25 protein-coding genes are annotated in these 25,109 nt (G+C 42.2%); 3 read left to right on the top strand and 22 right to left on the bottom strand.

The genetic code is table 11. The features are described 5' to 3' along the window. Position 1 precedes the first annotated feature (1 nt). From AUO94_RS14550 to gmk, 8 genes are all read right to left on the bottom strand, one after another. Positions 2-751: a Stp1/IreP family PP2C-type Ser/Thr phosphatase gene (locus tag AUO94_RS14550; protein ID WP_058384909.1), complete on the bottom strand. Its 750-nt coding sequence runs from the start codon at positions 749-751 to the stop codon at positions 2-4. Positions 752-772: 21 nt separating this feature from the next. Beyond that, complete coding sequence (gene rsmB / locus AUO94_RS14545) at positions 773-2,125, bottom strand: 16S rRNA (cytosine(967)-C(5))-methyltransferase RsmB (RefSeq protein WP_058384908.1); 1,353 nt, start codon at positions 2,123-2,125, stop codon at positions 773-775. Beyond that, entirely contained in the window at positions 2,122-3,054 is a 933-nt protein-coding gene (gene fmt / locus AUO94_RS14540; RefSeq protein ID WP_058384907.1) for a methionyl-tRNA formyltransferase, read from the bottom strand. Before fmt ends, rsmB begins: the two co-directional genes overlap by 4 nt. Next, complete coding sequence (gene def, locus AUO94_RS14535; protein ID WP_058384906.1) at positions 3,051-3,560, bottom strand: peptide deformylase; 510 nt, start codon at positions 3,558-3,560, stop codon at positions 3,051-3,053. Before def ends, fmt begins: the two co-directional genes overlap by 4 nt. 19 nt (positions 3,561-3,579) lie before the next feature. Next, complete coding sequence (priA, locus tag AUO94_RS14530; RefSeq protein ID WP_058384905.1) at positions 3,580-5,976, bottom strand: primosomal protein N'; 2,397 nt, start codon at positions 5,974-5,976, stop codon at positions 3,580-3,582. Next, positions 5,966-7,171, bottom strand: a complete 1,206-nt coding sequence (gene coaBC / locus AUO94_RS14525) for a bifunctional phosphopantothenoylcysteine decarboxylase/phosphopantothenate--cysteine ligase CoaBC (RefSeq protein ID WP_058384904.1) — start codon at positions 7,169-7,171, stop codon at positions 5,966-5,968. The genes priA and coaBC overlap by 11 nt, the downstream gene beginning before the upstream one ends. A gap of 74 nt (positions 7,172-7,245) precedes the next feature. Beyond that, positions 7,246-7,470 (bottom strand): DNA-directed RNA polymerase subunit omega, encoded by a 225-nt coding sequence (rpoZ, locus tag AUO94_RS14520; RefSeq protein WP_058384903.1) that lies wholly within the window; start codon positions 7,468-7,470, stop codon positions 7,246-7,248. Continuing rightward, the gene (gmk, locus tag AUO94_RS14515; protein WP_058384902.1) at positions 7,470-8,090 is read right to left on the bottom strand and encodes a guanylate kinase; all 621 of its coding nucleotides are present in this window, start codon (positions 8,088-8,090) and stop codon (positions 7,470-7,472) included. The genes rpoZ and gmk overlap by 1 nt, the downstream gene beginning before the upstream one ends. A gap of 335 nt (positions 8,091-8,425) precedes the next feature. Here gmk and AUO94_RS14510 point away from each other — a divergent pair, with 335 nt between their 5' ends. The 3 genes from AUO94_RS14510 to AUO94_RS14500 all read left to right on the top strand — a co-directional run bounded on the left by AUO94_RS14510 (position 8,426) and on the right by AUO94_RS14500 (position 11,903). After that, positions 8,426-10,090 (top strand): Rqc2 family fibronectin-binding protein, encoded by a 1,665-nt coding sequence (locus tag AUO94_RS14510; RefSeq protein WP_058384901.1) that lies wholly within the window; start codon positions 8,426-8,428, stop codon positions 10,088-10,090. Positions 10,091-10,361: 271 nt separating this feature from the next. Further along, positions 10,362-11,210, top strand: a complete 849-nt coding sequence (locus AUO94_RS14505) for a transporter substrate-binding domain-containing protein (RefSeq protein WP_058384900.1) — start codon at positions 10,362-10,364, stop codon at positions 11,208-11,210. Between the two features lie 12 nt (positions 11,211-11,222). After that, entirely contained in the window at positions 11,223-11,903 is a 681-nt protein-coding gene (locus tag AUO94_RS14500) for an amino acid ABC transporter permease (protein ID WP_058384899.1), read from the top strand. 49 nt (positions 11,904-11,952) lie between these two features. Here the strand turns inward: AUO94_RS14500 and AUO94_RS14495 are convergent, their stop codons facing one another. The 14 genes from AUO94_RS14495 to AUO94_RS14435 all read right to left on the bottom strand — a co-directional run bounded on the left by AUO94_RS14495 (position 11,953) and on the right by AUO94_RS14435 (position 25,003). Continuing rightward, positions 11,953-12,354, bottom strand: coding sequence for a VOC family protein (locus AUO94_RS14495; RefSeq protein ID WP_058384898.1), 402 nt, complete (start codon positions 12,352-12,354; stop codon positions 11,953-11,955). Positions 12,355-12,527: 173 nt separating this feature from the next. Continuing rightward, positions 12,528-12,728, bottom strand: a complete 201-nt coding sequence (locus AUO94_RS17830) for a TIGR04104 family putative zinc finger protein (RefSeq protein ID WP_156423948.1) — start codon at positions 12,726-12,728, stop codon at positions 12,528-12,530. Beyond that, the gene (locus AUO94_RS14490) at positions 12,728-13,024 is read right to left on the bottom strand and encodes a hypothetical protein (RefSeq protein WP_058384897.1); all 297 of its coding nucleotides are present in this window, start codon (positions 13,022-13,024) and stop codon (positions 12,728-12,730) included. Before AUO94_RS14490 ends, AUO94_RS17830 begins: the two co-directional genes overlap by 1 nt. 2 nt (positions 13,025-13,026) lie before the next feature. Continuing rightward, positions 13,027-14,355 carry a D-serine ammonia-lyase gene (locus tag AUO94_RS14485; RefSeq protein WP_082707556.1) on the bottom strand — a complete coding sequence of 443 codons (1,329 nt, stop codon included), beginning with the start codon at positions 14,353-14,355 and terminating at the stop codon, positions 13,027-13,029. Between the two features lie 86 nt (positions 14,356-14,441). Further along, positions 14,442-15,119, bottom strand: a complete 678-nt coding sequence (locus AUO94_RS14480; protein WP_058384895.1) for a DUF1129 family protein — start codon at positions 15,117-15,119, stop codon at positions 14,442-14,444. Further along, positions 15,103-15,447 (bottom strand): PadR family transcriptional regulator, encoded by a 345-nt coding sequence (locus AUO94_RS14475; RefSeq protein ID WP_058384894.1) that lies wholly within the window; start codon positions 15,445-15,447, stop codon positions 15,103-15,105. Before AUO94_RS14475 ends, AUO94_RS14480 begins: the two co-directional genes overlap by 17 nt. A 151-nt stretch (positions 15,448-15,598) precedes the next feature. Beyond that, a complete protein-coding gene (gene pyrE / locus AUO94_RS14470; RefSeq protein ID WP_058384893.1) occupies positions 15,599-16,222 on the bottom strand; it encodes an orotate phosphoribosyltransferase in 624 nt (207 codons plus the stop codon). Continuing rightward, positions 16,222-16,848 carry an orotidine-5'-phosphate decarboxylase gene (pyrF, locus tag AUO94_RS14465; protein ID WP_237150219.1) on the bottom strand — a complete coding sequence of 209 codons (627 nt, stop codon included), beginning with the start codon at positions 16,846-16,848 and terminating at the stop codon, positions 16,222-16,224. Before pyrF ends, pyrE begins: the two co-directional genes overlap by 1 nt. Before the next feature lie 56 nt (positions 16,849-16,904). Next, the gene (locus AUO94_RS14460) at positions 16,905-17,819 is read right to left on the bottom strand and encodes a dihydroorotate dehydrogenase (RefSeq protein WP_058384891.1); all 915 of its coding nucleotides are present in this window, start codon (positions 17,817-17,819) and stop codon (positions 16,905-16,907) included. Next, positions 17,816-18,583 carry a dihydroorotate dehydrogenase electron transfer subunit gene (locus tag AUO94_RS14455; protein ID WP_058384890.1) on the bottom strand — a complete coding sequence of 256 codons (768 nt, stop codon included), beginning with the start codon at positions 18,581-18,583 and terminating at the stop codon, positions 17,816-17,818. Before AUO94_RS14455 ends, AUO94_RS14460 begins: the two co-directional genes overlap by 4 nt. After that, positions 18,580-21,768 (bottom strand): carbamoyl-phosphate synthase large subunit, encoded by a 3,189-nt coding sequence (gene carB / locus AUO94_RS14450; RefSeq protein ID WP_058384889.1) that lies wholly within the window; start codon positions 21,766-21,768, stop codon positions 18,580-18,582. The genes AUO94_RS14455 and carB overlap by 4 nt, the downstream gene beginning before the upstream one ends. After that, positions 21,761-22,855, bottom strand: a complete 1,095-nt coding sequence (locus AUO94_RS14445) for a carbamoyl phosphate synthase small subunit (RefSeq protein WP_316833286.1) — start codon at positions 22,853-22,855, stop codon at positions 21,761-21,763. The genes carB and AUO94_RS14445 overlap by 8 nt, the downstream gene beginning before the upstream one ends. Further along, on the bottom strand, positions 22,855-24,132 hold the full coding sequence (locus AUO94_RS14440) for a dihydroorotase (protein ID WP_082707555.1): 1,278 nt from the start codon (positions 24,130-24,132) through the stop codon (positions 22,855-22,857). The genes AUO94_RS14445 and AUO94_RS14440 overlap by 1 nt, the downstream gene beginning before the upstream one ends. Position 24,133: 1 nt before the next feature. Continuing rightward, positions 24,134-25,003 carry an aspartate carbamoyltransferase catalytic subunit gene (locus tag AUO94_RS14435; RefSeq protein ID WP_058384887.1) on the bottom strand — a complete coding sequence of 290 codons (870 nt, stop codon included), beginning with the start codon at positions 25,001-25,003 and terminating at the stop codon, positions 24,134-24,136. Positions 25,004-25,109: the final 106 nt, after the last annotated feature.

Here is a 25,109-nt window from a genome sequence, read left to right as displayed (position 1 = left end):
GTTACACCTCCTCATCCACAGAGGACAGAAGAATTAACGAAATATTATCTTCTCCTCCTAGATCGTTGGCCAAATTTACTAGCTCCTGGCCCTTTTGGGATAAAGGAGCCGTAGCACGAACGATGGAGGCAAGTTCTTCTTTCGGAATTTTATTGCTCAAGCCGTCTGAACAAATTAATAGGTACGAAGCATCTGCAAATGAAAAATCGATTAACTCTCTTTCAATCCCCGATTCAGTACCAAGTGCACGAACGATCCAATTTTTCTTTGGATGCGCTTCCGCTTCTTCTTGAGTAATTTCACCGCTGTCTACAAGTACGTTAACGTAAGAGTGATCTCTTGTAATTTGCTGTATCGTCTCGTTAATTAGATACGCACGGCTGTCACCAATATGACATAAAACACCTTCATCGCCTTCAATTAGCGCGGCGATTAATGTCGTGCCCATGCCTTTACATTCTTGATTAGCTACCGAGTGGTCAAACACCACACGATTAATCGTATCGATTCTTCCTGAAAGCCATTCCTTTTTGCTATCTAGTGTCAAAAACGCTGTGTCGTCATCTTCTAAAAAGTAGTGACTCAACTGATCGACAGTCATTTGACTAGCAACGTCACCAGCCTTGTGACCGCCCATACCGTCTGCTACGATCGCCAACATTAGTCCACTTGGTCGCTTAAGTACTGCAACACTGTCTTCGTTCACGACGCGAATTTTACCTGTATCGCTCTCAACCACATACTGAAACAAATTACGACACCCCGATTCTCTTTAAGCTATTGCTGTCTTTTGTGTCTTTTTGAAAGCTGCAATGAAAAAACCATCGCTTGCATAATCCTGCGGAAACACTTGAACAAAACCTGTATGTTTAATGCCCATTGTTGCTGGCAAAGCTGCCTGAACCTTCTCCATTTCAGGATGTTCTTTCAAAAACCGTTCAGCTGTCCCTCTGTTTTCAACAGCATCTACTGTGCAGGTGCTATAAACCAAAATGCCATTCTCTTTTAATAAACGAGCTGCTTGGTCCAGCAATTCGAGTTGAATTTCTTGTAACCGCGCAAAGTCCGCTTCTTTTTTTGTGTACTTAATATCAGGTTTGCGCTTAATAACACCTAATCCACTACAAGGTGCATCCACGAGAACACGGTCAAATTGCTCTTCGCCAAAACGTTCGACACTTTGCTTGCCATCACCTACTATTGTTTCAATAACAGTGTGACCCAGTCTTGTAGCATTTTCATCAATTAGCTTTACTTTGTGCTGATGCAAATCAAGCGCGTACAAAGTCCCGCTATTGTTCATTTTTTCAGCGATATGAGTCGTTTTCCCACCCGGTGCTGCACACATATCTAGAACTGTCATACCTGGTTCAACTTGCAAGGCGTAAGCTGGAAGCATAGAACTTTCATCTTGAATCGTAATAAAACCTTTTTCAAATGTTGCCGTTCTCGCAGGTTGGCCATTTGTAACGATTAAACATTCCGGAATCAGTTTGCTCGGTACAGCTTCTAATTCTTCTGACTGAAGCATTTCAATCACTTCGTCAACCGAAGCACGAGCTGTGTTAACACGCACTGTTTGTGCTGGTGTTTTGTTATTCTCTAACGCCATTTCACGTGTTTTTTCTAAACCGAATTGCTCTGCCCAGCGTCTAATCATCCATTCGGGATGACTTGTTTCGATGGAGATTTTTTCGAATGGGTCGCTGATTGTATTGAATGAGCGAACTCCGTTTCGCTGCACTGAGCGCAATACGCCGTTGATGACAGACGCAACTCCCCCGTGCCCGCGACGTTTAGCAATTTCAACTGCTTCGTGAACGACGGCGTGTGCAGGAATTCGATCTAAATAAACAATTTGATACAAAGACAGTCTCAACAAAGTTTTGACCCATGGCTCAATTTTTCCTTTTAAGTAAGGCTCTAAATAATAGTCCAATGTCATTTGGTGTTGCAACGTACCGTACGTAATTTCTGTCAGTAAGCCCCTATTTTTAGCTGCGATGCCGTAGCTTTCGATAGTTTGATGAAGCAATAGGTTACTGTAAGCTTGCTTGTTTTCAACAGCCCAAAGAATCGAAAACGCAGCATCTCGGACATTGCCTTGAAGTTTTTTATTTTTCATTGGAATAAATCTCCTACCTGGATGTTAAGTCCTTTTAAATAATCTTTTGCTGTCATGCGTTTTTTTCCAGCTGGTTGCAACTCAGTAATTGCCAAAACACCTTCACCCGTCTGCACCAAAATCGAATCTTCGGTTAAGCCGACTACTTGACCCGTACGGCCTTTTGCGTTTGACGAAGTTTTTTCTGTCCACCAGATTTTCATAGTAGCTCCATTAACACTTGTATACGCGACCGGCCACGGGTGTAAACCGCGTACTTGGTTGTAAATCGCTGTAGCCGATTTCGACCAATCGATTTGTTCTTGTTCGCGCGAAATATTGCGTGCATAAGTAACGGCCTGATCATCTTGTGGAATACGATTATTGGTCCCAGCAATTATCGATGGTAACGTTTGTTGTAACAAGTCACGCCCTGCAACACTCAATTTATCGAACATACTACCGGTATGATCTTGTTCTTCGATTGACACAGTTACTTGCGAGATGATGTCGCCTGCATCTAGTCGGTCAACCATATACATGATTGTCACACCCGTTTCAGACTGACCATCTATAATGGCTTGATGAATCGGAGCACCACCACGGTATGCTGGCAGTAAAGAAGCATGCACATTGATTGCGCCATACTTTGGGGCTTCTAATAGTTCACTTGGTAAAATTTGTCCAAATGCTGCGGTGACGATTAAGTCTGCTTGTAAATCTAACACCTGTTGCAGTTCATCTTTGTTTTTCAGTTTTTCTGGTTGATATACGGGTAAGCCAAGACGCAACGCCTCTTCTTTTACAGGTGTTGGTGTCATTATTTTTTTACGTCCCACTGGTCGATCAGGTTGCGTGACTACTGAAATTACATCGTAGCCTTCTTCGACCAGCATACGTAATATTGGTGCTGAAAAAGCCGGAGTTCCCATAAAGACAATTTTGGTCAAACCTGTTCCTCCTCTGCTTCTTGCTGACGAATCATTTCATCTAATTCTTCTTGTGTAACATATTTGGTGATTTTGTTAGTAAACAAGATACCATCTAAATGATCCATTTCGTGTTGAATTGCACGAGCTTCGTAGCCTTCTGCCTCTAATTCGTACCAAGAGCCGTCACGTTCTTGTGCTTTAATTTTTATGTGGTCGTAGCGTTCCACTTCTCCGAAAATCCCTGGAAAACTTAAGCATCCTTCGATATCCGTTTCAGCGCCTTCAAACAGCACCAATTCTGGGTTAATCATTTCAATCGGTTCTTGACCTTCACGAAAATCGACAATGGCCGCTCGGACTGCGATGCCTACTTGAGGAGCAGCGATTCCGACGCCATCTGATTCAACCATTGTGTCGTGCATGTCATCTAAAAGAATCGCTAAGTTCTTATCAAAAGTAGTTACAGCTATACATTTTTTCTCTAATACTTCGTTAGGGTGTTTTATAACAGGTCTGATTGACATATTCATTTCCTCTTTTCTCTTACATGACCGATGTCGGGTTCATATCAATCGACAAAGTAGCACCTTTTTTTAGCCACTCCGCGCGGTGCATTTTGATCAACTGCTGCATCGTATCGGTCAGTTTCGGTTCTTTTTTGTATTTTATCAAACATTGATAGCGATATCTATTGTTGACACGAGCAATTAGCGAAGCTGAAGGTCCGATGATCAAGGTTCCAGGGGACAACTGACTCTTCAAATAACGGACTGCTTGTTCTGCATATTCGGCGACTGTCATTAAATCCTCATGCGTAAACTGGATATTGACAACATAATAATACGGCGGGTAACCGCTTGTTCTGCGCATCGCCATTTCTTGCTCGTAAAAAGGTTCGTACAATTGATCTTTTGCTAACGTAATTGCGTAATGTTCTGGCGTGTACGACTGAACAAAAACAGTACCTGGAAGAACGTCACGACCTGCTCGACCACTAACTTGCGTTAATAATTGATAGGTCTTTTCTGCCGCACGAAAGTCAGGCAAATGAAGTGTCGTATCCGCTGACAGTACACCGACTAATGTGATGTTGGGAAAGTCCAGTCCTTTGGCAATCATTTGAGTGCCAAGCAAAATATCTGCTTTGCCTTCGCCAAATGCTGAAAGAATTTTTTCATGTGCGCCTTTCGTACGTGTCGTATCAACGTCCATTCGTAAAACTCGAGCTTGCGGCACTACTTTTGCTAACTCTTCTTCGACTTTCTGTGTACCGGTTCCAAAAAACCGGATATGCTCACTTTCACATTCCGGACAGGTTTTCGGTACACGTTCGTCATAGCCGCAATAATGGCACCTCATCGTTTCGCTTGACCGATGATACGTTAGTGAAATATCGCAATTTGGACATTGCATGACCGTACCACAATCACGGCATAGTACGAACGATGAATAGCCGCGTTTGTTAAGAAACAGCACAGTTTGCTGTTTTTTCTCTAAACGATCACGAATAGCGTCCGCCAATTGTACAGAGAACATGGAACGATTGCCATTCCGCAATTCTTCACGCATGTCGACAATATGAACTTCAGGCAAAGGTTGATTTTTTGCACGTTTTTCCAGCACTAATAATTCATAGACGCCTTTTTGTGCGCGCGCGTATGATTCGAGTGAAGGTGTCGCACTGCCCAAAATAACCGGACAATTATGATACTCACTGCGCCAAATTGCCATGTCTCTTGCATGATAGCGCGGGGAATCGTCTTGCTTATAGCTTGATTCGTGCTCTTCATCGAGGATAATTAGACCCAAGTTCTGAAACGGCGCAAAAATAGCCGAACGCGCCCCGACAACTACTTTCACTTCAGCTCGTTGGATTTTACGCCATTCGTCGTATTTTTCACCAGCCGACAAGCCACTATGAAGAACTGCAACTTGATCGCCAAATCGTTCTTTAAAACGAATGGTCATTTGAGGCGTCAGTGAAATTTCTGGTACGAGCATAATTGCTTCTTTGCCTTGCTTAAGCACTTTGTCAATTGTCTGTAAGTAAATCTCTGTTTTCCCACTTCCCGTAATACCGTGCAATAGGAAGGTTTTGGGTGTATTCAATGCGCTATCAATCAGATCAAAAGCAGCTTGCTGCGCTCGAGTCAATTTCAAGAAAGATTTCTGTTCAATTGCCGTTAACAGCATTGGATCGCGGTAAGATTCCATATTGGAAATCTGAGCTGCGCCTTTTTCAACCAAACTATAAATAGTTGGCAAGGTAACCCCGGCTTCTTTTTGCAGTTGAGAAGATTCGATGGCCCGTCCTGCATTTTTCAGGAAATACTCCATTAGCTTTACTTGTTGTTTTGCATTTGCGCGAATGTTTAAAGCTTCTAATGCTTCTAAACTACTTGAGATATGAACCATTCGCACCTTTTTTACAGCAGTTTGCTGCTGAATGTCCGTATCGGCTATAATGGTCCCTTTTTCCATTTCTTTTTTTAACAGTCCGTAGACATCGACTGCATCTTGCAATCGAATGAATGGTCGGCTTTCAAAATAAGGGCGTAAAGGAGGCGCAATTTCTTCAAGCGCTGCATTCAGCACAAAGCGTTTTTCGTATTTTGCACGCAAGGCTGCCGGTACCATAACTTGCAGCGCATCAATTTCAAAACATACCGTTTGTTGCTTCATCCACTGTGCCATTTTTAATAATTCTTCATTTAATACAGGTACTACGTCCATTAGCTCATGGATGGGTTTTAGACGTTTCGGATCAAATTCTGAGGACGACTTAATTTTCGTAATGAATCCTAGCACTTTACGGTTGCCGAACGGTACTTTCACACGCATCCCTGGCTCTGCCAAAACTTCCACTTCGGTTGGGATGGCATAGTCAAAAGGCCGGTCGATTGGATGTGCAGCAACGTCTACGATAACTTCAGCTATCATGCGATTCTTCTCTATCCGTAATCAGCTTAAACAATTGGCGTGCCAATTGCTGCTTGGGCATCATATCAAAAATTTGCTCAAAGTCATTTTTCCCATAAATCGTAACTCGATTCGTATCCGATTCAAACCCTGCTTGGACTTCTGTTACATCATTGGCGATCATGTAATCTGCATTTTTACGCGCTAGCTTGTCTTTAGCATATTGACTTACATTATTGGTTTCAGCTGCAAAACCAATCAATATTTGATTGGTTTTATGCTGACCAAGATGTTGAAGAATATCAACTGTTCGTTCTAGAACAAGGGTTGAATTGCCTTGTTGTTTTTTTATTTTTTGATTGGCAATTGCTTGTGGTCTATAATCGGCAACTGCTGCTGTTTTAACGACATAATTTGCCGTCTCGTATTGAGCTGCTACTGCCTGCAACATGTCTTCAGCGCTTTCCACTAGAATTCTTGTTACGCCACTCGGTACTGGTAATGAAACCGGACCACTAATCAAGATTGTTTCAGCACCCATCTCAGCTGCTGCTGCAGCCATAGCATAGCCCATTTTTCCGCTGGAGAAATTAGTCAAAAAACGAACCGGATCAATTCGTTCACGAGTTGGTCCCGCTGTTACAACTACTTTTTTACCAGCCAGTATATATTCACTTGAAAAATAATCGTTGATCAATGCTGTAATTTTTTCTGGTTCTTCTAAACGACCTTTCCCAACATATCCACAGGCAAGAAACCCTTCAGATGGCTCGATAAAACGGATGCCGTCTTCATGAAGCTGCTGGATATTGCGTTTGACTGCCGGATGGTCATACATATGGACATTCATTGCTGGTGCAATCCAAATAGGTGCAGTTGCAGCAAGTAAAGTCGTTGTCACCATATCATCACCGATGCCATTTGCCAATTTCCCGATAACATTGGCAGTGCCAGGCGCTACAATAATCAGGTCTGCCCAATCCGCAAGATCGATATGCGCAATGACAGAAGAATCCTTTTCATCAAACGTATCCGTGTAGACATCGTTTCTCGACATGACCTGAAAAGTTAGCGGTTGCACAAATTGCTGCGCTGACTCTGTCATCATCACTTTTACAGAAGCGCCGGCTTGAGACAGTTTACTAACAAGTGCCACCGCTTTATAAACGGCGATTCCTCCGCTGACACATAATAGAATTTTACGATTCTCCACCAACTGAAACACCCTTTCTAAACAACAAACTCCCAAAGAACAAATTTGCTCTGGGAGTCGTCTGTTGCGATTAATGGTTAAATTTCATCTTCATATATTGCGAATTCATCTTGTTTTTCTTGTGTTAAAACGCCAGCTGCTACTTCTTCAAGCGCTTTTCCAACCGATTTAACTGAAACGTATGAATCTAGTTTTTCATCACCGTTTTCGTGCAATTGACGTGCACGTTTTGAAGCAAGTGCCACCAATGAGTATTTTGAATCAATGCGGCTTTTTAGTTTATCAACGGATGGGTATAACATCAGACATTCTCCTTTAGCATATCAAAGTATCTTCTTTCAACACGCTCACGCTTGCAATGTTCTGCAATAATGATGGCATTGATTCGATCACAGGCATTTTCAACTTCATCGTTTTCTACAACATAATCGTACAAGTTCATCATTTCCAACTCTTGACGAGCGGCTTGCAACCGAGAAGCAATCACTTCATCCGATTCAGTACCACGTCCGACAAGTCGCTCTTCTAATTCTGATAAACTTGGTGGTGCTAAGAAAATAAACAAGCCATCTGGAACTTTCGAGCGTACTTGTGCTGCACCTTGAACTTCAATTTCTAGGAACACATCGCGGCCAGCATCGCGCATTTTGTTAACATACGCAAGCGGTGTACCGTAATAGTTCCCAACAAATTCTGCGTACTCTAGCAACTCATCTTGCTCAATCAATCTTTCAAATTCACGTTTTGTCTTGAAGAAATAATCTTCTTCGTCAACTTCTCCTTCACGAGGCGACCTAGTCGTCATCGAGATAGAGTATTCATAATTTGTATCCGGCTGTGAGAACAGCTCTTTTCGTACCGTGCCTTTGCCAACACCCGAAGGCCCTGATAGGACGATCAGCAGTCCACGTTGGTTTCTCATTTTATCCCTCATTTACCTCGTCATCATTTTCTACTTAAACGCAGGAACGCGGTCTTGGCAAACACCATAGAAACCCATCCATAGCTATTTGCTACGCGATTCCCAGATCAGTTAGTTTGCCGACGTGTGAGTCTAGTGTGATAATGGAAACCATTCGGCTGACCGGAGATGCTTTCAATTATCAACAAAAAGAAATGTTGCGTTTCTCACCAAACTCTTCGCCGCCATTTACGACCAATCGTTGTTCTTCGTTTTCTTACTAACTGTCTTATTATATCATAATACACCGTGAAAATGATAAGATGGAACAAAACGATTTGAAAGAGGGATATTTAATGGCATTTGATGGATTATTCACAAAATCGATGACTGGCGAACTTCAACAACTGGTCACCGGCAGGATTTCAAAAGTTCATCAGCCCAACCAGCTTGAACTACTTTTACATATACGGGCTCAAGGAAAAAATCATAAATTGCTCATTTCGATTCACCCATCGTATTCACGGATTCACTTGACAGCAGCAGCGAACGTCAACCCTTCTGAACCACCGATGTTTTGCATGTTGCTACGCAAGCATATCGAAGGCGGCGTCATTACAGAAATTTCTCAATACGGAATGGACCGTCTCATCATGCTGAAAATCAAAGCAAAAAATGAAATCGGCGATGACATTGAACGTGAGCTACACGTTGAAATGATGGGGCGACATTCCAACGTTATTTTAATCGACGCTGAGCGAACCATGATTCTCGACAGCTTGAAGCACTTGCCGCCGAGCGTCAATTCGTTTCGGACCATTCTTCCCGGACAGCCGTATATCTTTCCACCTGCTCAGGAGAAAAAGGATCCATTTGAAGCCATTGATGAATTGAACAAAGCTGAACCCTCTGAAATTGTCGGTCAGTTTTCTGGCTTTTCGCCACTCAATGCACGTGAACTTGCGTTTCGTCTAGAAAGTTCTGCGGATAAGACTGAAACGACTAAAGCGTTTCTTGCTGACTTCTCAAAAGCTAATCCGACCGGCTATTATATCGAACACCAAGGCAAAAGCTTCTTTTCTGCCAGCCCGTTAACCCATATCACAGAAAACGGTCTTGAATTTAGCACACTCGGTGAACTACTCGACCGAATGTATTATGCCAAAGCCGAACGTGATCGTGTAAAACAACAAGCCGGTGATTTGGAAAGATGGCTACAAAATGAGATTTCCAAACTAAAACTCAAGCTGAAAAAACTAAAAAAAGAGCAAGATCAAGCTGAAAAACGCGATGTTCTTCAGTTAAATGGCGAATTAATTATGGCCAATCTTCACCGTATGACTAAAGGCATGAAGGAAATCGAAGTTGATAATTATTACAATGATGAAAAAGTGACCATTACGTTAGATCCGCGTAAAACACCAATTGATAATTCACAGCGTTACTATTCGCGCTACCAAAAAGCTAAAACAGCCGTTGTCAAAACGCAAGAACAAATAAGTAAGACAGAAGAAGATGTCGAGTATTTCGAAACCTTAATGTCTCAAGTTCAACAAGCTGGCATTTCAGATATTGAAGAAATTCGCGAAGAACTAGCTGAACAAGGCTTTATGAAAGCACAGAAATCAAAGAAAAAGAAAAAACCTACTAAGCCTTCTGTGGAGTCTTATGTGTCTTCTGCGGGAATACCCATTTCTGTCGGTAAAAACAATAAGCAAAACGATTACGTGACATTTAAAGTAGCAGCCAAGTCTGATGTATGGCTGCATACGAAAGACATTCCAGGGTCTCACGTCATTATCCATGATAACAATCCGGATGAAACGACGATACTTGAAGCAGCCACAATCGCCGCATATTTCAGTAAAGCAAGAGAGTCGTCTTCTGTTCCTGTCGATTACACCGAGGCACGACAAGTAAAAAAACCGAATGGCTCAAAACCAGGTTTTGTTATTTATTTTGAACAAAAAACCGTGTTTGTAACGCCTGATGAAGAACTGGTTATTAAGTTAAAAAAATAGTTTATGTGCCGGAAAGCTCTTTGCTTTCTGGTTTTTTTGTAAAAATTAAGAGGTTTGTCTAAACACTAGCTTTGCGCATCGCTCTCGCAATTAGCCGGAGTTTAATAATTTGAAAGTACGTACTCTCTCTTTAAGAGCAATCAGCTATTTAGTTTACATAATTAAAATATCGTTAACACAAAAATAAATTCAATTTGGAGTTAAAACATTGCCCTAGTTTAGAGTAAATGCTATGTTCTTAAAGGATTAAAATTTAAGGGGGCTTTATTACATGAATACATATTTCTTGAAAAAAAAGACGTTTTTAACAACCGGTGTACTTGCTGCATTGTTATTGGTTGGATGTAGTGATGAGGAAAGTTCAACCACGAAAGAAACATCAGCTTGGGATGAAATTCAAGACAAAGGTTCTTTAACAGTCGCTACTTCTGGCACATTGTTAGCAACATCTTTTCGTGATTCTGAATCTGATGAATTAACCGGTTTTGAAGTGGAAGTTGTACGTGAACTCGGTAATCGTTTAGAACTTGATATCGAATTTAAAGAACTTGGATTTGATGAGATGTTGACGAGCGTAAATACAGGCCAAATAGATCTTGCCGCAAATGATATCGAAATTACAGAAGGCCGTGCCGAAGAATTTATTTTTTCGACGCCGATTAAACATTCATACGGCACAGCTGTTGTTCGAAAAGATGATTTATCGGACATTTCAAGTTTAGAAGATTTACCGGGTAAAAAAGCAGCTGGAGCTTCTACTTCAATTTACATGGAAATTGCACGTGATTATGGGGCCGAAGAAGTTACTTATGATAACGCTTCAAACGAGGTGTACTTAAGAGACGTGTCCATCGGTCGGACAGATGTTATTTTAAACGATTATTATTTGTCGACATTTGGAGTAGCGGCTTTTCCTGAACTAAATATCACCATTCATCCGGATATTAAATACGCACCATCAGAAGTGGGTCTTGTCATGAACAAAGACAATACAGAACTTGCTGACCATGTCGACACTGCTCTAGAAGAAATGTTGAAAGATGGTACAATTACGGAAATTTCTAAAGAATTTTTCGGTGGTGCAGATGTCTCTATTAAACCTGATATTGAAGAAAATTAAACAGGAGGTCATTTGATGAATGACATTGAATGGGGATTGCTATTCGATCCCGCTTTAGCGATTGAATCTTTGCCCTATGTGCTTGAAGGCATCGGTTATACATTGCTGATTTCCGTTGTTAGTATGATTGTCGGTATGATCATTGGCTTTTTCTTATCACTTGCTAGAACGTCTAGATTATTCGTCTTGCAATTTCCGGCACGCCTTTATATTTCCTTTATGAGAGGCGTACCGATACTCGTCATCTTGTTTCTGCTGTATTTCGCTTTGCCGGTCGTCGGCATCGAATTTACAGCTGTACAAGCCGCTTTAATTGGCTTCACGATTAACAGTGCCGCTTATATTGCGGAAGTTTTCCGTTCTTCATTGGCATCGGTTGATAAAGGGCAATGGGAATCCTCGACCGCACTGGGGTTGACCTACTGGCAATCGATGCGACGTATTATTCTTCCGCAATCTATTCGTATTGCGATACCTCCTTTATCGAATGTTTATCTAGACTTGATCAAAGCTTCTTCATTAGCTGCGATGATTACCGTTCCAGAAATTTTTCAGAAAGCACGAATTGTCGGTGCACGCGAATACGATTTACTGACGATGTTGATTTTAGTGGCGCTCATTTACTGGGCAATTTGTTCGGTTATGACGATTTTGCAAAACTACCTTGAAAAACGTTACGCCGATTACATTTAAGAAGCATCCGGAGAGTGTTCTTCCGGATGCTTCTTTCGATTGATCGCATTTACATTTCTTGCATATAGAGAACTTCCCACATATGGCCATCCAAGTCTATAAAGCTGCCATAATACATAAATTCGTCGTCTACGTTTTCATTTGCCAGTTGAGCTCCTGCTGTTAATGCCAGACTGATTAACTCGTCTACTTTTTCTTTGCTAGGAGCTGAAATAGTAAGAATAACTTCTCTTTGGCTAGAGGTATCTGCAATTTCTTTTTTTGTGAACCCTTTAAAATATGCCTCAGTCAAGAGCATCACATAACTAGTGGGCCCAATAATCAAAGCTGCACCATCATCATTGGTCATGTTGTTTTCAAATTCAAATCCGAGTTGCTTGAAAAAAGAGACCGACTTCTCTAAGTTTTTCACCGGCAAATTGACGAAGATGTGACTCGATTGGATACTCATGCTGTTGCCTCCCTTTTTCTTTTTAACATTAGTTATTCGCTGTAGCCTTCTGTTCTTCCTGCAAAGAAAAAAAGATCCTCAGAAAGGATCTTTTAAGCTAGCCGATATCGCACCAAATAAGGCAGCATGAGACTATTTACAGGAATGATAATTAACACAGCCAGTATAAATGTTTATGTGCTAGTTGGATAAGATAAAAGATTGAAAGCAAAAATTAGTCCTATCACTAGTAAGGAAGCTAAAATGCGTGACAGAAATTGGACTTTATAAAGCTTTCCACAATTTTGGCAAGCAACCGGCTTATAAGCAAGCCACAAAGATTTACTAACTTGTTTCCAAGTAAATGAAGTACGGCAGATTTCGCATTTCTGCATTAGGTATCCGCCTTAAGCTCATCTACATATTGTTTTGCTTCTAACAGCGACCAGCCGAATTCCTGTCGCGTGCGTTTTACCGCTTCAATTGTTTTACCTTGTTGTAAAAGTTCGCGAAGTTCTTCATTGACCTTTTGTTCTACCGATGCCATCTCTGGCATTGTTTGTTTAAGCAGTTTCTCAACTTTACTGACTCTGTTTTCAAGTGTTTCAATGTGTTTCTCTACCGCGCTATATACAATATAACCGGCTATAAGAATTGTTCCGACTACAATACTGATCCACGTTAAATCCATTTTCAGCCTCCTAAATAAGCTTTTCCGCGTTGATAAAATCCGTTCATTTCTTCTTGTGGCACTAACGCGCCGCCAGTTGACCAAACAATGTGAGTAGCTGCAGTCATCGAAACTTGGTTGGTTTTTGCGTAACCCGAAGCCCTGATTTTCAGTGGACCCAACAATCCGGCTGTAGCAGATGGTTCAATGAAGATTTCTTCACTATCTGCTAGAAGAGTCAATAATTTAAATAGCTCCTGATCTTCAATCGTATAGATGCCACTAATGGTTTTTTCACTAATACCAGAAGCAAAGCTCGACGGCCTTCCAACTGCCAGTCCGTCTCCTTCTGTGACGTTATCGATGCCAAAATCTTGGACGCAGAGCTTTTCTTTTTCACCTGTCATTAATCCGACCAACACGGCAGGAGAATGCGTTGGTTCCACGAAAAAGCAATGAACCGCATCTCCGAAAATTTGGCGCATTCCAAATGCAATGCCACCAGGTGCCCCGCCTACTCCACATGGTAAATAGACAAAAAGTGGATGGTCAGCATCCACTTGAATAGCTGCAGCATCTAATTGTTGCTTAAGACGAAAAGCGGCAACACTGTACCCTAAAAATAAATGTTCAGATTTTTCATCATCAACAAAATAAGCATCGGACTTGGCGAGCGTTCTCTGTCGTCCTGCAGCTATGGCTTCACTAAAATCTCCTTCAAATTCTACGACAGTTGCTCCTTTTTCACGCAGTAAGTCTTTTTTCCATTGTTTCGCGTCTGAAGACATATAGACGGAAACTTGGAATCCGAGTTTGGCGCTGATAATACCAATACTAAGACCGAGATTCCCGGTAGAACCTACGCCAATCGAATAGTGGCTAAAAAACTGCTTGAACTGTTGAGATGAGAACTGCTCATAACTTTGTTCCGTTGCCAGTAGTCCTGCAGCTATGGCTAATTTCTCTGCATGATGCAGCACTTCATAAACACCGCCACGTGCTTTAATGGATCCAGCAATTGGTAATTCATTATCGCATTTCAAAAATAACTTTCCTTCAATTTCCCCGTCGTAATGATTGTCGAGTTGCTGTTTCATCATAGGAATTTCACGTAGCGGTGATTCTACAATGCCGTTAGCTGCCGCAGTATCTGGAAACTCTGTTGCTAAATACGGCGCAAATCGTTGCCAAAGCTGCTCTGCTCGTTGCATATCTGCTAAATTCACGGCAAGCCCAGATATGTCCGCCATTTTTTTACGTTTTGAATTTAACCAAAAAACTGTCTCTAAATTAATCATATTTTTCAGCATTGGATATTGTTCGATCCAGCTGTTGATTTGTTGTTGTTGCATGGACTTGAAATCTCCTTTCATTCGAATAGTCTAGTAATTACATTATAAAGGAGCCACTAAAGAATTTCATCCTTGCTAATTTTTCATCAACTTGTTGAAAGGTGACTCATCCCTTTCGTTACTCCTAATAAAGCCAGTCCAATCAATAGAAATACCCACCACTGAATTTGAATGACTGGACCAATTCCTTCAAAGACATAGCCAACTCCCATTATAAAAGCAACTCCGGCCATACCAAACAATCCGGATTGAACATAAATTTTCCAGTTTTGAATTTCCTTTTTAAAAACAGAAGAACGAATAATTCGAAAAACAATAAATACACCTAGAATACCAACCAGAAACAATGCCAGTAAAATTAGCAACACACTTCCTAATGCAAAATCATTATCTACAGGAATAAAAATCGAAATCACACCATTTAGGATTCCATATGAAAGTGCAAACCAACCTGCCAACCCAAGCATGAATGATGTCGCAAGCAACATAATATTTCGTTTATCCTCTTTCGGTATATTGGCAATGAGTTCATCTGCATAAGCTTCTGGAGAATCACCAAACAAATCCGCAGCATTTTTGCCATTCTCCTGACCTTCAATTATATGATCTAATAAATCCATCAACAGCTCTTCTGCTGCACGCTCATCAACTCGAAGATCTGTTCGTATATACAGCAATAAATCTTCATAGACTTTCTCGTTTTCAGAAGTTAAAAGCTCTCTTTTATCGTTATTCTCCTTAATCAGTTTAATCGTTCCTCTCATCGTGTCCACCCCTTTTCAGTAATTGACTGACCGGCTCGGCAATTTGCAGCCACTCAAAAGCCATTTGCTCTAGCTCCACTTTTCCTTCCTCGGTCAAAAAATAATACTTGCGATTCGGCCCGGTTGCAGAAGGTCTCATTTCACCGCGGATAAAGCCATTTTTCTGTAGCCGAAGTAACACGGGATAAATAGTGCCATCACTAATGTCCGGCAACCCAATTCTTTGTAGCTTTTGCGAAAGTTCATAGCCATAGATCGGTTGCTCTTCCACTACAGCCATTACACAAGCTTCTAAAACCCCTTTTAGCAATTGGCTTCTAAGAGCCATATCAGTCTCTCCCTTCGGTACTCGGCAATACAAGATAGTGTTCCAAAAAAATAACTACCTTGCATTACCAATTAGTTGTTTATAGTGTAATCAGTTTACTCATTTATGTCAACAATTTCAACATAGAAAAAAACCGACCAATTGGCCGGCTTTACAAGGTTCCTGCTTTTAACTTTTCATGCCAATCTGCAAGCATCGGCAGTTCGTCTTCACTAATAGCACCCGTACTCAACGCCTGTTCAACAAGCGCTGGGAAATCCGTTAACGTGTGGAACGTGTAACCTGCACCTGTGATGGCCTCGATGGATTGCGGTAAATCGTAAGTGAAAATCGCCACGATTCCAAGTACGTCAAAGCCTGCTGCTTCTAACGCTTGTGCTGCTTGCAAAACAGAACCACCTTTAGAAATCAAATCTTCTACGACCACTACTTTTTGACCTTTTTCGATTTTGCCTTCAATCATATTTGTTTGACCGTGTTCTTTCGCTTTCGAACGGACGTAAACCATTGGCAGTTCAAGTAAATCACTAACCCAAGCCGCATGCGGAATACCTGCAGTGGCAGTTCCTGCGACCACTTCACAGTCAGGATAATATTCGTTAATGGTTTCTGCTAGACTGGCAGCAATGTCTTTGCGTACTTTTGGGTAAGACATTGTCAATCGGTTATCACAGTAAATCGGTGACTTAACGCCTGACGCCCAAGTAAAGGGATCTTGCGGACGCAATTCGACTGCGCCAATAGATAGTAAATGATTTGCTACTTTTAACTTCATTATTGTCCACTCCATTCTGTTGCAATCTGGCTGTAACTTTCTGATGGGTTGTCAGCTTTTGTAATGGCTCGACCGACCACAATATGACTAGAACCTTTTTCACGCGCTTGCGCTGGAGTCGCGATGCGTTTTTGATCGTCTGCTAAAACGCCTGCCGGTCGAATGCCTGGTGTGACACGCAAAAATTCTTGTCCGCATGCATCTCCTATAGCTTGTGCTTCTAGTACGGAACAAACCACACCGTCTAATCCTGCTTGCATCGCACGTTTTGCGTAATGCAATACGGATTCTTCCAGGCTGACATAAATCAATTGATCTTCGTGCATCTGTTCTTCACTAGTTGAAGTCAATTGTGTCACAGCAATCAGTTTTGTATCACTATCCGCTAGTCCACGTTTAGCTGCTTTCATCATTTCAAATCCTCCTGCAGCATGAACATTGACCATGTCCACCCCAAGTTTAGACAAGCCACGCATAGCAGATTCAACGGTATTTGGAATATCGTGTAGTTTCAAGTCTAAGAAAATTTCATGACCGAGCGATTTGATGTAACGAATTAGCTCAGGCCCTTCTTGGTAATAAAGCTCCATGCCTACTTTGACAAAAAGCGGCTTAGAAAACTGCATTAAAAATTCTTCTACTTGTTGTTTTGATGCAAAATCTAAAGCAATAATGGGTTTACTCACAGACGGTGGCTCCTTCCGACAAGTTGTTCTACTGAATCAAATCCAAGTTCATGCAAGCGTTCGGGTAGTTGAGCGATGATTTCTGGGCACACAAACGGATTGACGAAATTAGCTGTTCCGACCGCTACAGCGCTCGCGCCGGCTGATAAAAAGTCGATGACATCGTCCACATTTGTTACCCCACCCATACCGATAATTGGCAGCTTAGTATGCTGACTAACTTCATAAATCATCCGTAAAGCGACCGGTTTAATAGCTGGGCCTGACAAGCCACCTGTAATATTGGCGATAATCGGACGTCCAGTTTTCGTATCCATGCGCATGCCGAGTAATGTATTAATCATCGTAATGCCATCCGCACCACCTTCTTCGACTGCTTTGGCGATTGACACGATATTCGTCACGTTCGGCGACAATTTAATATAAACCGGCACAGCAGACACTTCTTTTACAGCACGTGTTAACTCACGGGCTACGTCTGGATCGGTACCGAACGTGATGCCGCCTTGCTTAACGTTTGGACACGAAATATTGATTTCCAGTGCATGAACATTTGGTGCTTGTGAAATAGCTTTCGCGACTTCGACATAGTCTTCTGTCGTCGTTCCCGCTACATTGGCAATGATCGGCACGTCGTACTTTTCTAACCATGGTAATTCTTGACCGGCTACTTTTTCAAGGCCAGGATTTTGTAAACCGATAGCGTTTAGCATACCCGATGCTGTTTCTGCAACTCGCGGAGTCGGATTACCAAGACGCATTTCAACGGTCGTTGCTTTAATCATGATAGCGCCAAGCTGCGACAAATCATATAATTGCGCATACTCTTTACCAAAACCGAAACAGCCAGAAGCTGGCATGATTGGGTTTTTTAAGTTGAGTCCTGGAAGTTTAACTGTTAAATCAATCATGAAATCACCACTCCTGCTGGAAAAACCGGCCCATCTGAACATACTTTGATGTAATCCGTTTCACTTTTCGTTGTTCGGCAAACGCAAGCGAAGCAAGCTCCAATGCCACAACCCATGCGCTGTTCATAAGACAAAAACCCTTTTTTCTGTGGATAAGCCCATTGCACCGCTTCAAGCATCGCAGTTGGACCACAGCTGTAATAAGTATCAAAATCTGCTGGCAACTCATTAAGGATATGCGTCACGAATCCTTGTGTACCATGTGATCCATCAACCGTTGCAATATGCGTATCTCCAAGTCCACGAAATTTTTCTTCGTAGAAAACGGCTTGTTTGCTTTCAAATCCGAGGATATGGACAGTTTCGATACCGCGTGCGTTTAACTGTTTGGCGAGTTCATATAGCGGTGGAACACCGATTCCTCCGCCAATCAAATACGCTTTTTTCACAGCTTCTTCTACTGGAAAGCCATGTCCGAGTGGTCCGAGCACGTCTAAGGTATCACCGGCTCTTTTTTCAGCCAATAACTGTGTACCGCGTCCTTCTGCTCGGTAAATCATTGTAAATTGCGAAGCTTCTAGATCGATCGAAGCCACTGAAATTGGGCGCCGCAACAAGGGTTCAAAACTATCGGCCACACGAATATGGACAAATTGTCCGGGCTCTGCCATTTCATTGGCAAGAACCCCTTTTACAGTTAGTTCAAAAATATGATGGGCGATTTGCTGCTGCTTGATAATTTGCATACGTTCTTGTTTGATCATATACCTGTCCCCATTTCCTCCGCTGAGAAGGTCATTGATTCGATGACACGTAGCATCGCTTCTGCTGTGTCTAGTGAAGTTAAGCAAGGAATGCCGTTTTCAACCGATTCACGGCGAATGCGGAATCCGTCACGCTCTGGCTGTTTGCCCTTTGTTAAGGTGTTGATGACAATTTGCGTATCGCCATTTTGAATAACATCTAGTAAAGTTTTGCCTTCTGAACCAATTTTACCGATTGGTGCTACTACTATGCCAGCTTCCTCGAATGCTTTGGCAGTTCCACCTGTAGCCATAATTTGATAACCGATCGCTTTAAAGCGTTTTGCTAACCCAATCGCTTCTTCTTTGTCTTTATCTGCGACGGTTAGTAGCACTGTGCCGTGATCTTTCACTTCCATACCTGCTGCGGCTAGTCCTTTATACAAGGCTTTTTCAAGTGTTGTGTCTTTGCCCATGACTTCTCCGGTAGATTTCATTTCTGGCCCGAGTGTAATGTCAACACGGCGTAGCTTGGCAAAAGAGAAGACCGGTACTTTGACGAATACTCCTTTTGAAATTGGTGCAAGTCCTGGTGTAAAGCCTTGGTCAACGATGCTTTGCCCTAAAATTGCTTTTGTCGCAATATTAGCCATTGGAATTGATGTAATTTTACTCATGAATGGCACTGTACGACTTGATCTTGGATTGACTTCAATCACAAAGACTTCGCCTTTCGAGATAACATACTGGATGTTCAATAAGCCGATGATGTTCAATCCTTTTGCTAATCGTGTGGTGTAATCAACGAGTGTATCAAGTAATTCTGTTGAAATGTTTTGTGTTGGGTAAACTGCGATCGAGTCACCCGAGTGAACGCCTGCACGTTCAATATGTTCCATAATCCCTGGAATTAAGACATGTTCACCGTCTGAAATGGCATCGACTTCAATTTCGATTCCTGTTAAGTAACGATCAACGAGTACCGGATGTTCTGGACTTGCTTCTACTGCGTGTTCCATGTAATATTTCAGGTCTTCTTCGTTGTAGACGATTTCCATTGCGCGTCCTCCAAGTACATACGAAGGACGAACGAGTACCGGATAACCGATGTCCGCAGCGATAATGATGGCTTCGTCTGCATTGACAGCCGTTTTTCCTAAAGGTTGTGGAATGCCGATTTCGTGCAAAGCTGCTTCGAATTTATTGCGATTTTCTGCTCTGTCTGTATCTTCTAGTGAAGTTCCTAAAATTTTAACACCGTTTTGCTCAAGTTTTTCAGCTAAGTTAATGGCCGTCTGTCCGCCGAATTGAACGACAACTCCTTTTGGCTGCTCCAGATCGACAATGTGCATAACATCTTCGATTGTCAGCGGTTCAAAATACAATTTATCGGAAATCGAGAAATCGGTTGAAACGGTTTCCGGATTATTGTTGACGATTATCGCTTCGTAACCCGCTTCTTTAATCGCCCATACAGAGTGTACCGTCGCATAGTCGAATTCAACGCCTTGACCGATACGGATTGGGCCTGAACCGAGAACGATGACCGACTCTTTGTCTGTTTTTACTGATTCATTTTCATCTTCATACGTGCCGTAAAAATAAGGCGTTTCCGATTCAAACTCTGCCGCACATGTATCGACCATTTTGTAAACCGGCATTAATTTTTGTTCTTTGCGCCAGTTGTATACTTGCTGTTCAGTGGTATTCCAAAGTTTCGCAATTGTCCGGTCTGCAAAGCCTAAACGTTTGGCACGTTTTGCTACGTCGTAGTCAAACGCGGCATTTTTCAAATCTTCTTCGTATTTTACGATGTTTTCGAATTTCTTCAGGAAGAATAAATCGATTTGGCTCCATTCGTTAATGGTTTCGATTGTTACACCGCGGCGAAGTGCTTCGCCGATAAAGAACAAACGCTCATCTCCCGCTCGACAAATGCGTTTTTGAATCCATTCATCACTCATGCTATCCGCATTTTTTAGCTCTAAGTGGAATTGCCCTGTTTCTAATGAACGGACAGCTTTTAAAATAGACTCTTCAAATGTACGACCCATCGCCATCACTTCGCCGGTTGCTTTCATTTGCGTTCCTAAATTACGTTTAGCAGATTCGAATTTATCAAACGGCCAGCGTGGAATTTTCGTTACCACATAATCAAGTGCCGGCTCAAATGCAGCATATGTGCGTCCAGTAACGGGGTTCATCATTTCATCCAAAGTTAAACCGACAGCAATTTTTGCAGCTAGTTTCGCTATTGGATAACCTGTTGCTTTTGATGCTAGTGCAGAAGAGCGACTAACCCGCGGATTTACTTCAATGATGTAGTAGTTAAAGCTAAATGGATCTAATGCCAGCTGTACGTTACAGCCTCCTTCAATTTTCAAGGCGCGAATAATTTTCAGCGACACATTTCGTAGCATTTGGTATTCACGGTCTGACAAAGTTTGGCTAGGTGCGACCACAATCGAGTCTCCAGTATGGATGCCAACTGGATCAATGTTTTCCATGTTACAAACGACTATCGCCGTATCGTTTTTATCGCGCATCACTTCGTATTCAATTTCTTTAAAACCTGCAATTGATTTTTCTAGTAAACATTGTGTAACCGGGCTATATTTCAAACCACTTGCTACAATTTCTTTCAGTTGATCATAATTCTCGCAAATGCCTCCGCCCGTTCCACCTAGTGTAAAGGCTGGACGAACGATCACTGGATAACCCACACGGTCAACGAAATTTTCAGCTTCTGTCATGTTGTGAATAATATCTGAATCTGGAACCGGTTCGCCAAGTTCGTTCATCAACGTTCGGAACAAGTCACGGTCTTCTGCTTTATGGATGGCTTCAAGCTTGGTACCTAAAATTTCAATATTCAACTCATCTAAAATACCTGACTCATCCAGTTCAATCGCCATGTTCAGTCCTGTTTGGCCTCCAAGTGTCGGAAGCAGTGCATCCGGACGCTCTTTACGCAAGATGCGGCTAACGAATTCCAGTGTGATCGGTTCGATATACACTTTATCTGCAATTTCTGTGTCTGTCATGATAGTTGCTGGGTTTGAGTTAATTAGGATTACGCGGTATCCTTCTTCTTTTAACGCAAGACACGCTTGTGTTCCTGCATAGTCAAACTCTGCTGCTTGTCCGATTACGATGGGTCCTGATCCGATTACGAGTATACTTTGAATATCTTGTCTTTTAGGCATGTTGTTGCTCCTTTCGAGTTGCGTTCATAACATCAATAAAGCGATCAAATAAGTAGTTGGAGTCTTCTGGTCCGGGTGATGATTCTGGGTGGTATTGAACTGTGAATGCTGGGTAATCTAAGTGTGCCAAGCCTTCGTTCGTACCATCGTTTAATGCGCTATGCGTTACTTTTAGGCGAGTTCCTTGCAAGGTATCTTCATCCACAGCGTAACCGTGGTTTTGTGATGTGATTTCGATTTTCCCTGTAACTAAGTCGCGTACTGGATGATTTCCTCCGCGATGACCGAATTTCAATTTAAAGGTGTCCGCACCGCAAGCTCTTGCGAATAATTGGTGTCCTAGGCAGATGCCGAAGATTGGAACTTGACCAAGTAGTTCACGTACCACTTCTACACATTCCTCTACATCTTTTGGATCTCCAGGGCCGTTTGATAACATAACGCCGTCAGGTCCCCAAGCAAGAATTTCTTTTGATGCCGTGTTATAAGGAACGACAATGACGTCGCAATCGCGGTTATTAAGCTCACGCAAAATGCCATGCTTCATGCCGTAGTCAATTAATACAACGCGTTTGCCACGGCCAGGGCTTGGATAAGGACGTGCTGTTGAAACTTGCGCCACTTGGTCGCTTGGCAAAATCGTTTCTTGAAGCGTCTTCACGACTGCTGCTAATTGAACCTCTTCACCTGCTGCTGTTAAGACACCTTTGATGGCACCTTTTGAGCGAATCAAACGCGTCAGTTTTCGTGTATCAATACCTGAAATTCCAGGAATATCTTTCGTTTTAAATAACTCGTCCAAGGTTGAATTGTTTCTGAAATTGGAAGGGAACTCAGCAAGTTCACGAACGACCATGCCTTTTACTGCGGGTTCAATCGATTCGAAATCGTCGCTATTAATGCCATAGTTGCCGATTAGTGGGTAAGTCATCGTGACAATTTGTCCGCAGTAAGAAGGATCCGATAAAATTTCCTGATAACCCGTCATACTCGTATTAAAAACGATTTCCCCAACAGAAGCACTATCGCTTCCGAATGCTGTTCCTTCAAATACCGTACCGTCTTCTAAAATTAAATAACGTTTCATTAATTTTTCTCCTCCTGCCATACGATTTCGCCACCAAAGATGGTTGTTACTGGCCACCCTGTACAATTCCAACCATTAAATGGTGTGTTTTTACCTTTTGATAAAAATTCTTCTACTTGAATTGGTTGTTCTTTTTCAAGATCTAATAATACGAGATCCGCTGTTTGTCCAATTTCTAAAGTGCCATATGGCAAGTTGAATGTTTGGCTTGGTTTGATGGTTAACCAGTCGATTAATTGTTGTAACGACCATGTGCCGGTTTTGACAAAGTTGCTATAGAGCAGTGGAAATGCTGTTTCAAAACCGACGATTCCAAACATCGAACCATTCATGCCATTTGTTTTTTCTGCTTCCGTGTGCGGTGCATGGTCTGTCGCGATAAAGTCTAGCGTGCCATCAAGCAAGCCTTCGTGTAACGCTTCCCAATCTTCTTTTGCACGTAGTGGTGGATTCATTTTGTAATTGGCATCGTCCGCTGGAATATCATCTTCTGTTAAGAGCAAATGATGAGGTGTAACTTCAGCTGTTACGCGCACTCCTGCACGCTTTGCGTCGCGAATGACGCGAACTGATTCTTTTGTGCTGACGTGGCAAACGTGATAATGTGCGCCTGCTGCTTCTGCTAGTAAAATGTCGCGTGCAATATGCACCGATTCCGCAATTGCTGGAATCCCTTTAAGCCCAAGTTCTCTACTGCGTTTGCCTTCGTGCATGACACCGTCATATATCAAGCTATTGTCTTCACAATGCGCAACGACTGCCATATCAATTTTTGCTGCGTCTTGCATTGTTTCGTACATCATGCCTGCTTCTTGAATGCCAACACCGTCATCCGTAAAAGCAAAAGCACCGTTTTCTTTTAGTTCTTGTAAGTTTGTACGTTCTTTTCCTGCTTCTCTGATGGTGATTGACGCGTACGGCAAAACTCGGATAAGCGCATTTTTTTCAATCAATCCGTTGACTAGCTGCAGATTTTCTTTCGTATCCGGAACAGGACGCGTGTTTGGCATCGCACAAATTGTGGTGTAGCCACCTTTTGCTGCCGAATGTGTTCCACTTTCGATGGTTTCTTTCTGCTCACCACCCGGTTCACGCAAATGAACATGGACATCAACAAATCCTGGTGCAATCATCCGGCCTTTGCCGTCAATTTGGGTCTCGTTATCCACTTGTAACTCTTTACCGATTTCTTTAATTTTGCCTTCTTTAATCCGGATAGTTGTAGGGGTTAATTCTCCATTTTGCAGCATGTTTACGTTTTTAATGAATAAATTCAAGTTAATCTCTCCCTTTCAATGCGTATTCAAGTACTGCCATCCGAATAAAAACTCCGTTTGCCATTTGTTTAAAAATTCGTGAACGTTCACATTCGACTAAGCAATCTGCAATTTCGACGCCGCGGTTGATTGGCGCAGGATGCATAATAATGGCACCATCCTTCATTTTCTTTTCGCGTTCGATCGTTAAGCCGTATTGCTCATGGTAATTTTCTTTCGAGAAAAGAGCTGATACTGCATGCCGTTCATGCTGCACGCGAAGCATCATGACAACATCTGTAGTTTCAATAAAGTCATCCAAGTGCTCGGAAGATTCGTACTCTCCGCTCCAGTCCGCCGGGCACACAAAACTCACTTTTGCTCCTAATTGTTTGAGTGCCGCTGCATTTGATTTTGCGACACGGCTATGAGCAATGTCTCCAACGATGGTGACATGAATGCCTTCGATCCGTCCAAACTCTTGATATATGGTCATTAAGTCTAAAAGAGATTGTGTTGGATGTTGACCTGAGCCATCTCCACCATTGATGACAGCAACGTCGCATCCTTCTAGTTGTTGATAATACTCTTCTTCTTCATGACGTATAATGACTGCACCTACGCCAATTGCTTCCATCGTTTTTACTGTATCGTAAAGTGTTTCACCTTTTAAGATGCTAGAAAAAGCTGTTTCAAAAGGTAGTACAGCGAGTCCCATATGATGCTCTGCCATTTCAAAACTCATTTTTGTTCTTGTGCTTGGTTCGAAAAACAAGTTGACGACCGTGCCATCAATTGGCGCTCTCTTGCCTTGCTGAAATTCTCCAGCACGCTTAAGCAAACTCATAATCGTGTCATTTTCTAAGTTGTTCATAGATAGTAAGTTTGGCAAAATTGACTCATCCTCTCATTCGTCAGACAAAAAAACACCTTCCCAGAGGCAGGAAGGTGTGAGGAAAAAAGGGTAGTGTTTACCCATTCTTCAACCCTTTCCATGC

This window comes from Planococcus kocurii, from assembly GCF_001465835.2.
Taxonomy (GTDB): domain Bacteria; phylum Bacillota; class Bacilli; order Bacillales_A; family Planococcaceae; genus Planococcus; species Planococcus kocurii.
Note: the sequence above shows the minus strand (reverse complement) of the source record. Positions and strands in the feature narration are given on the sequence as shown.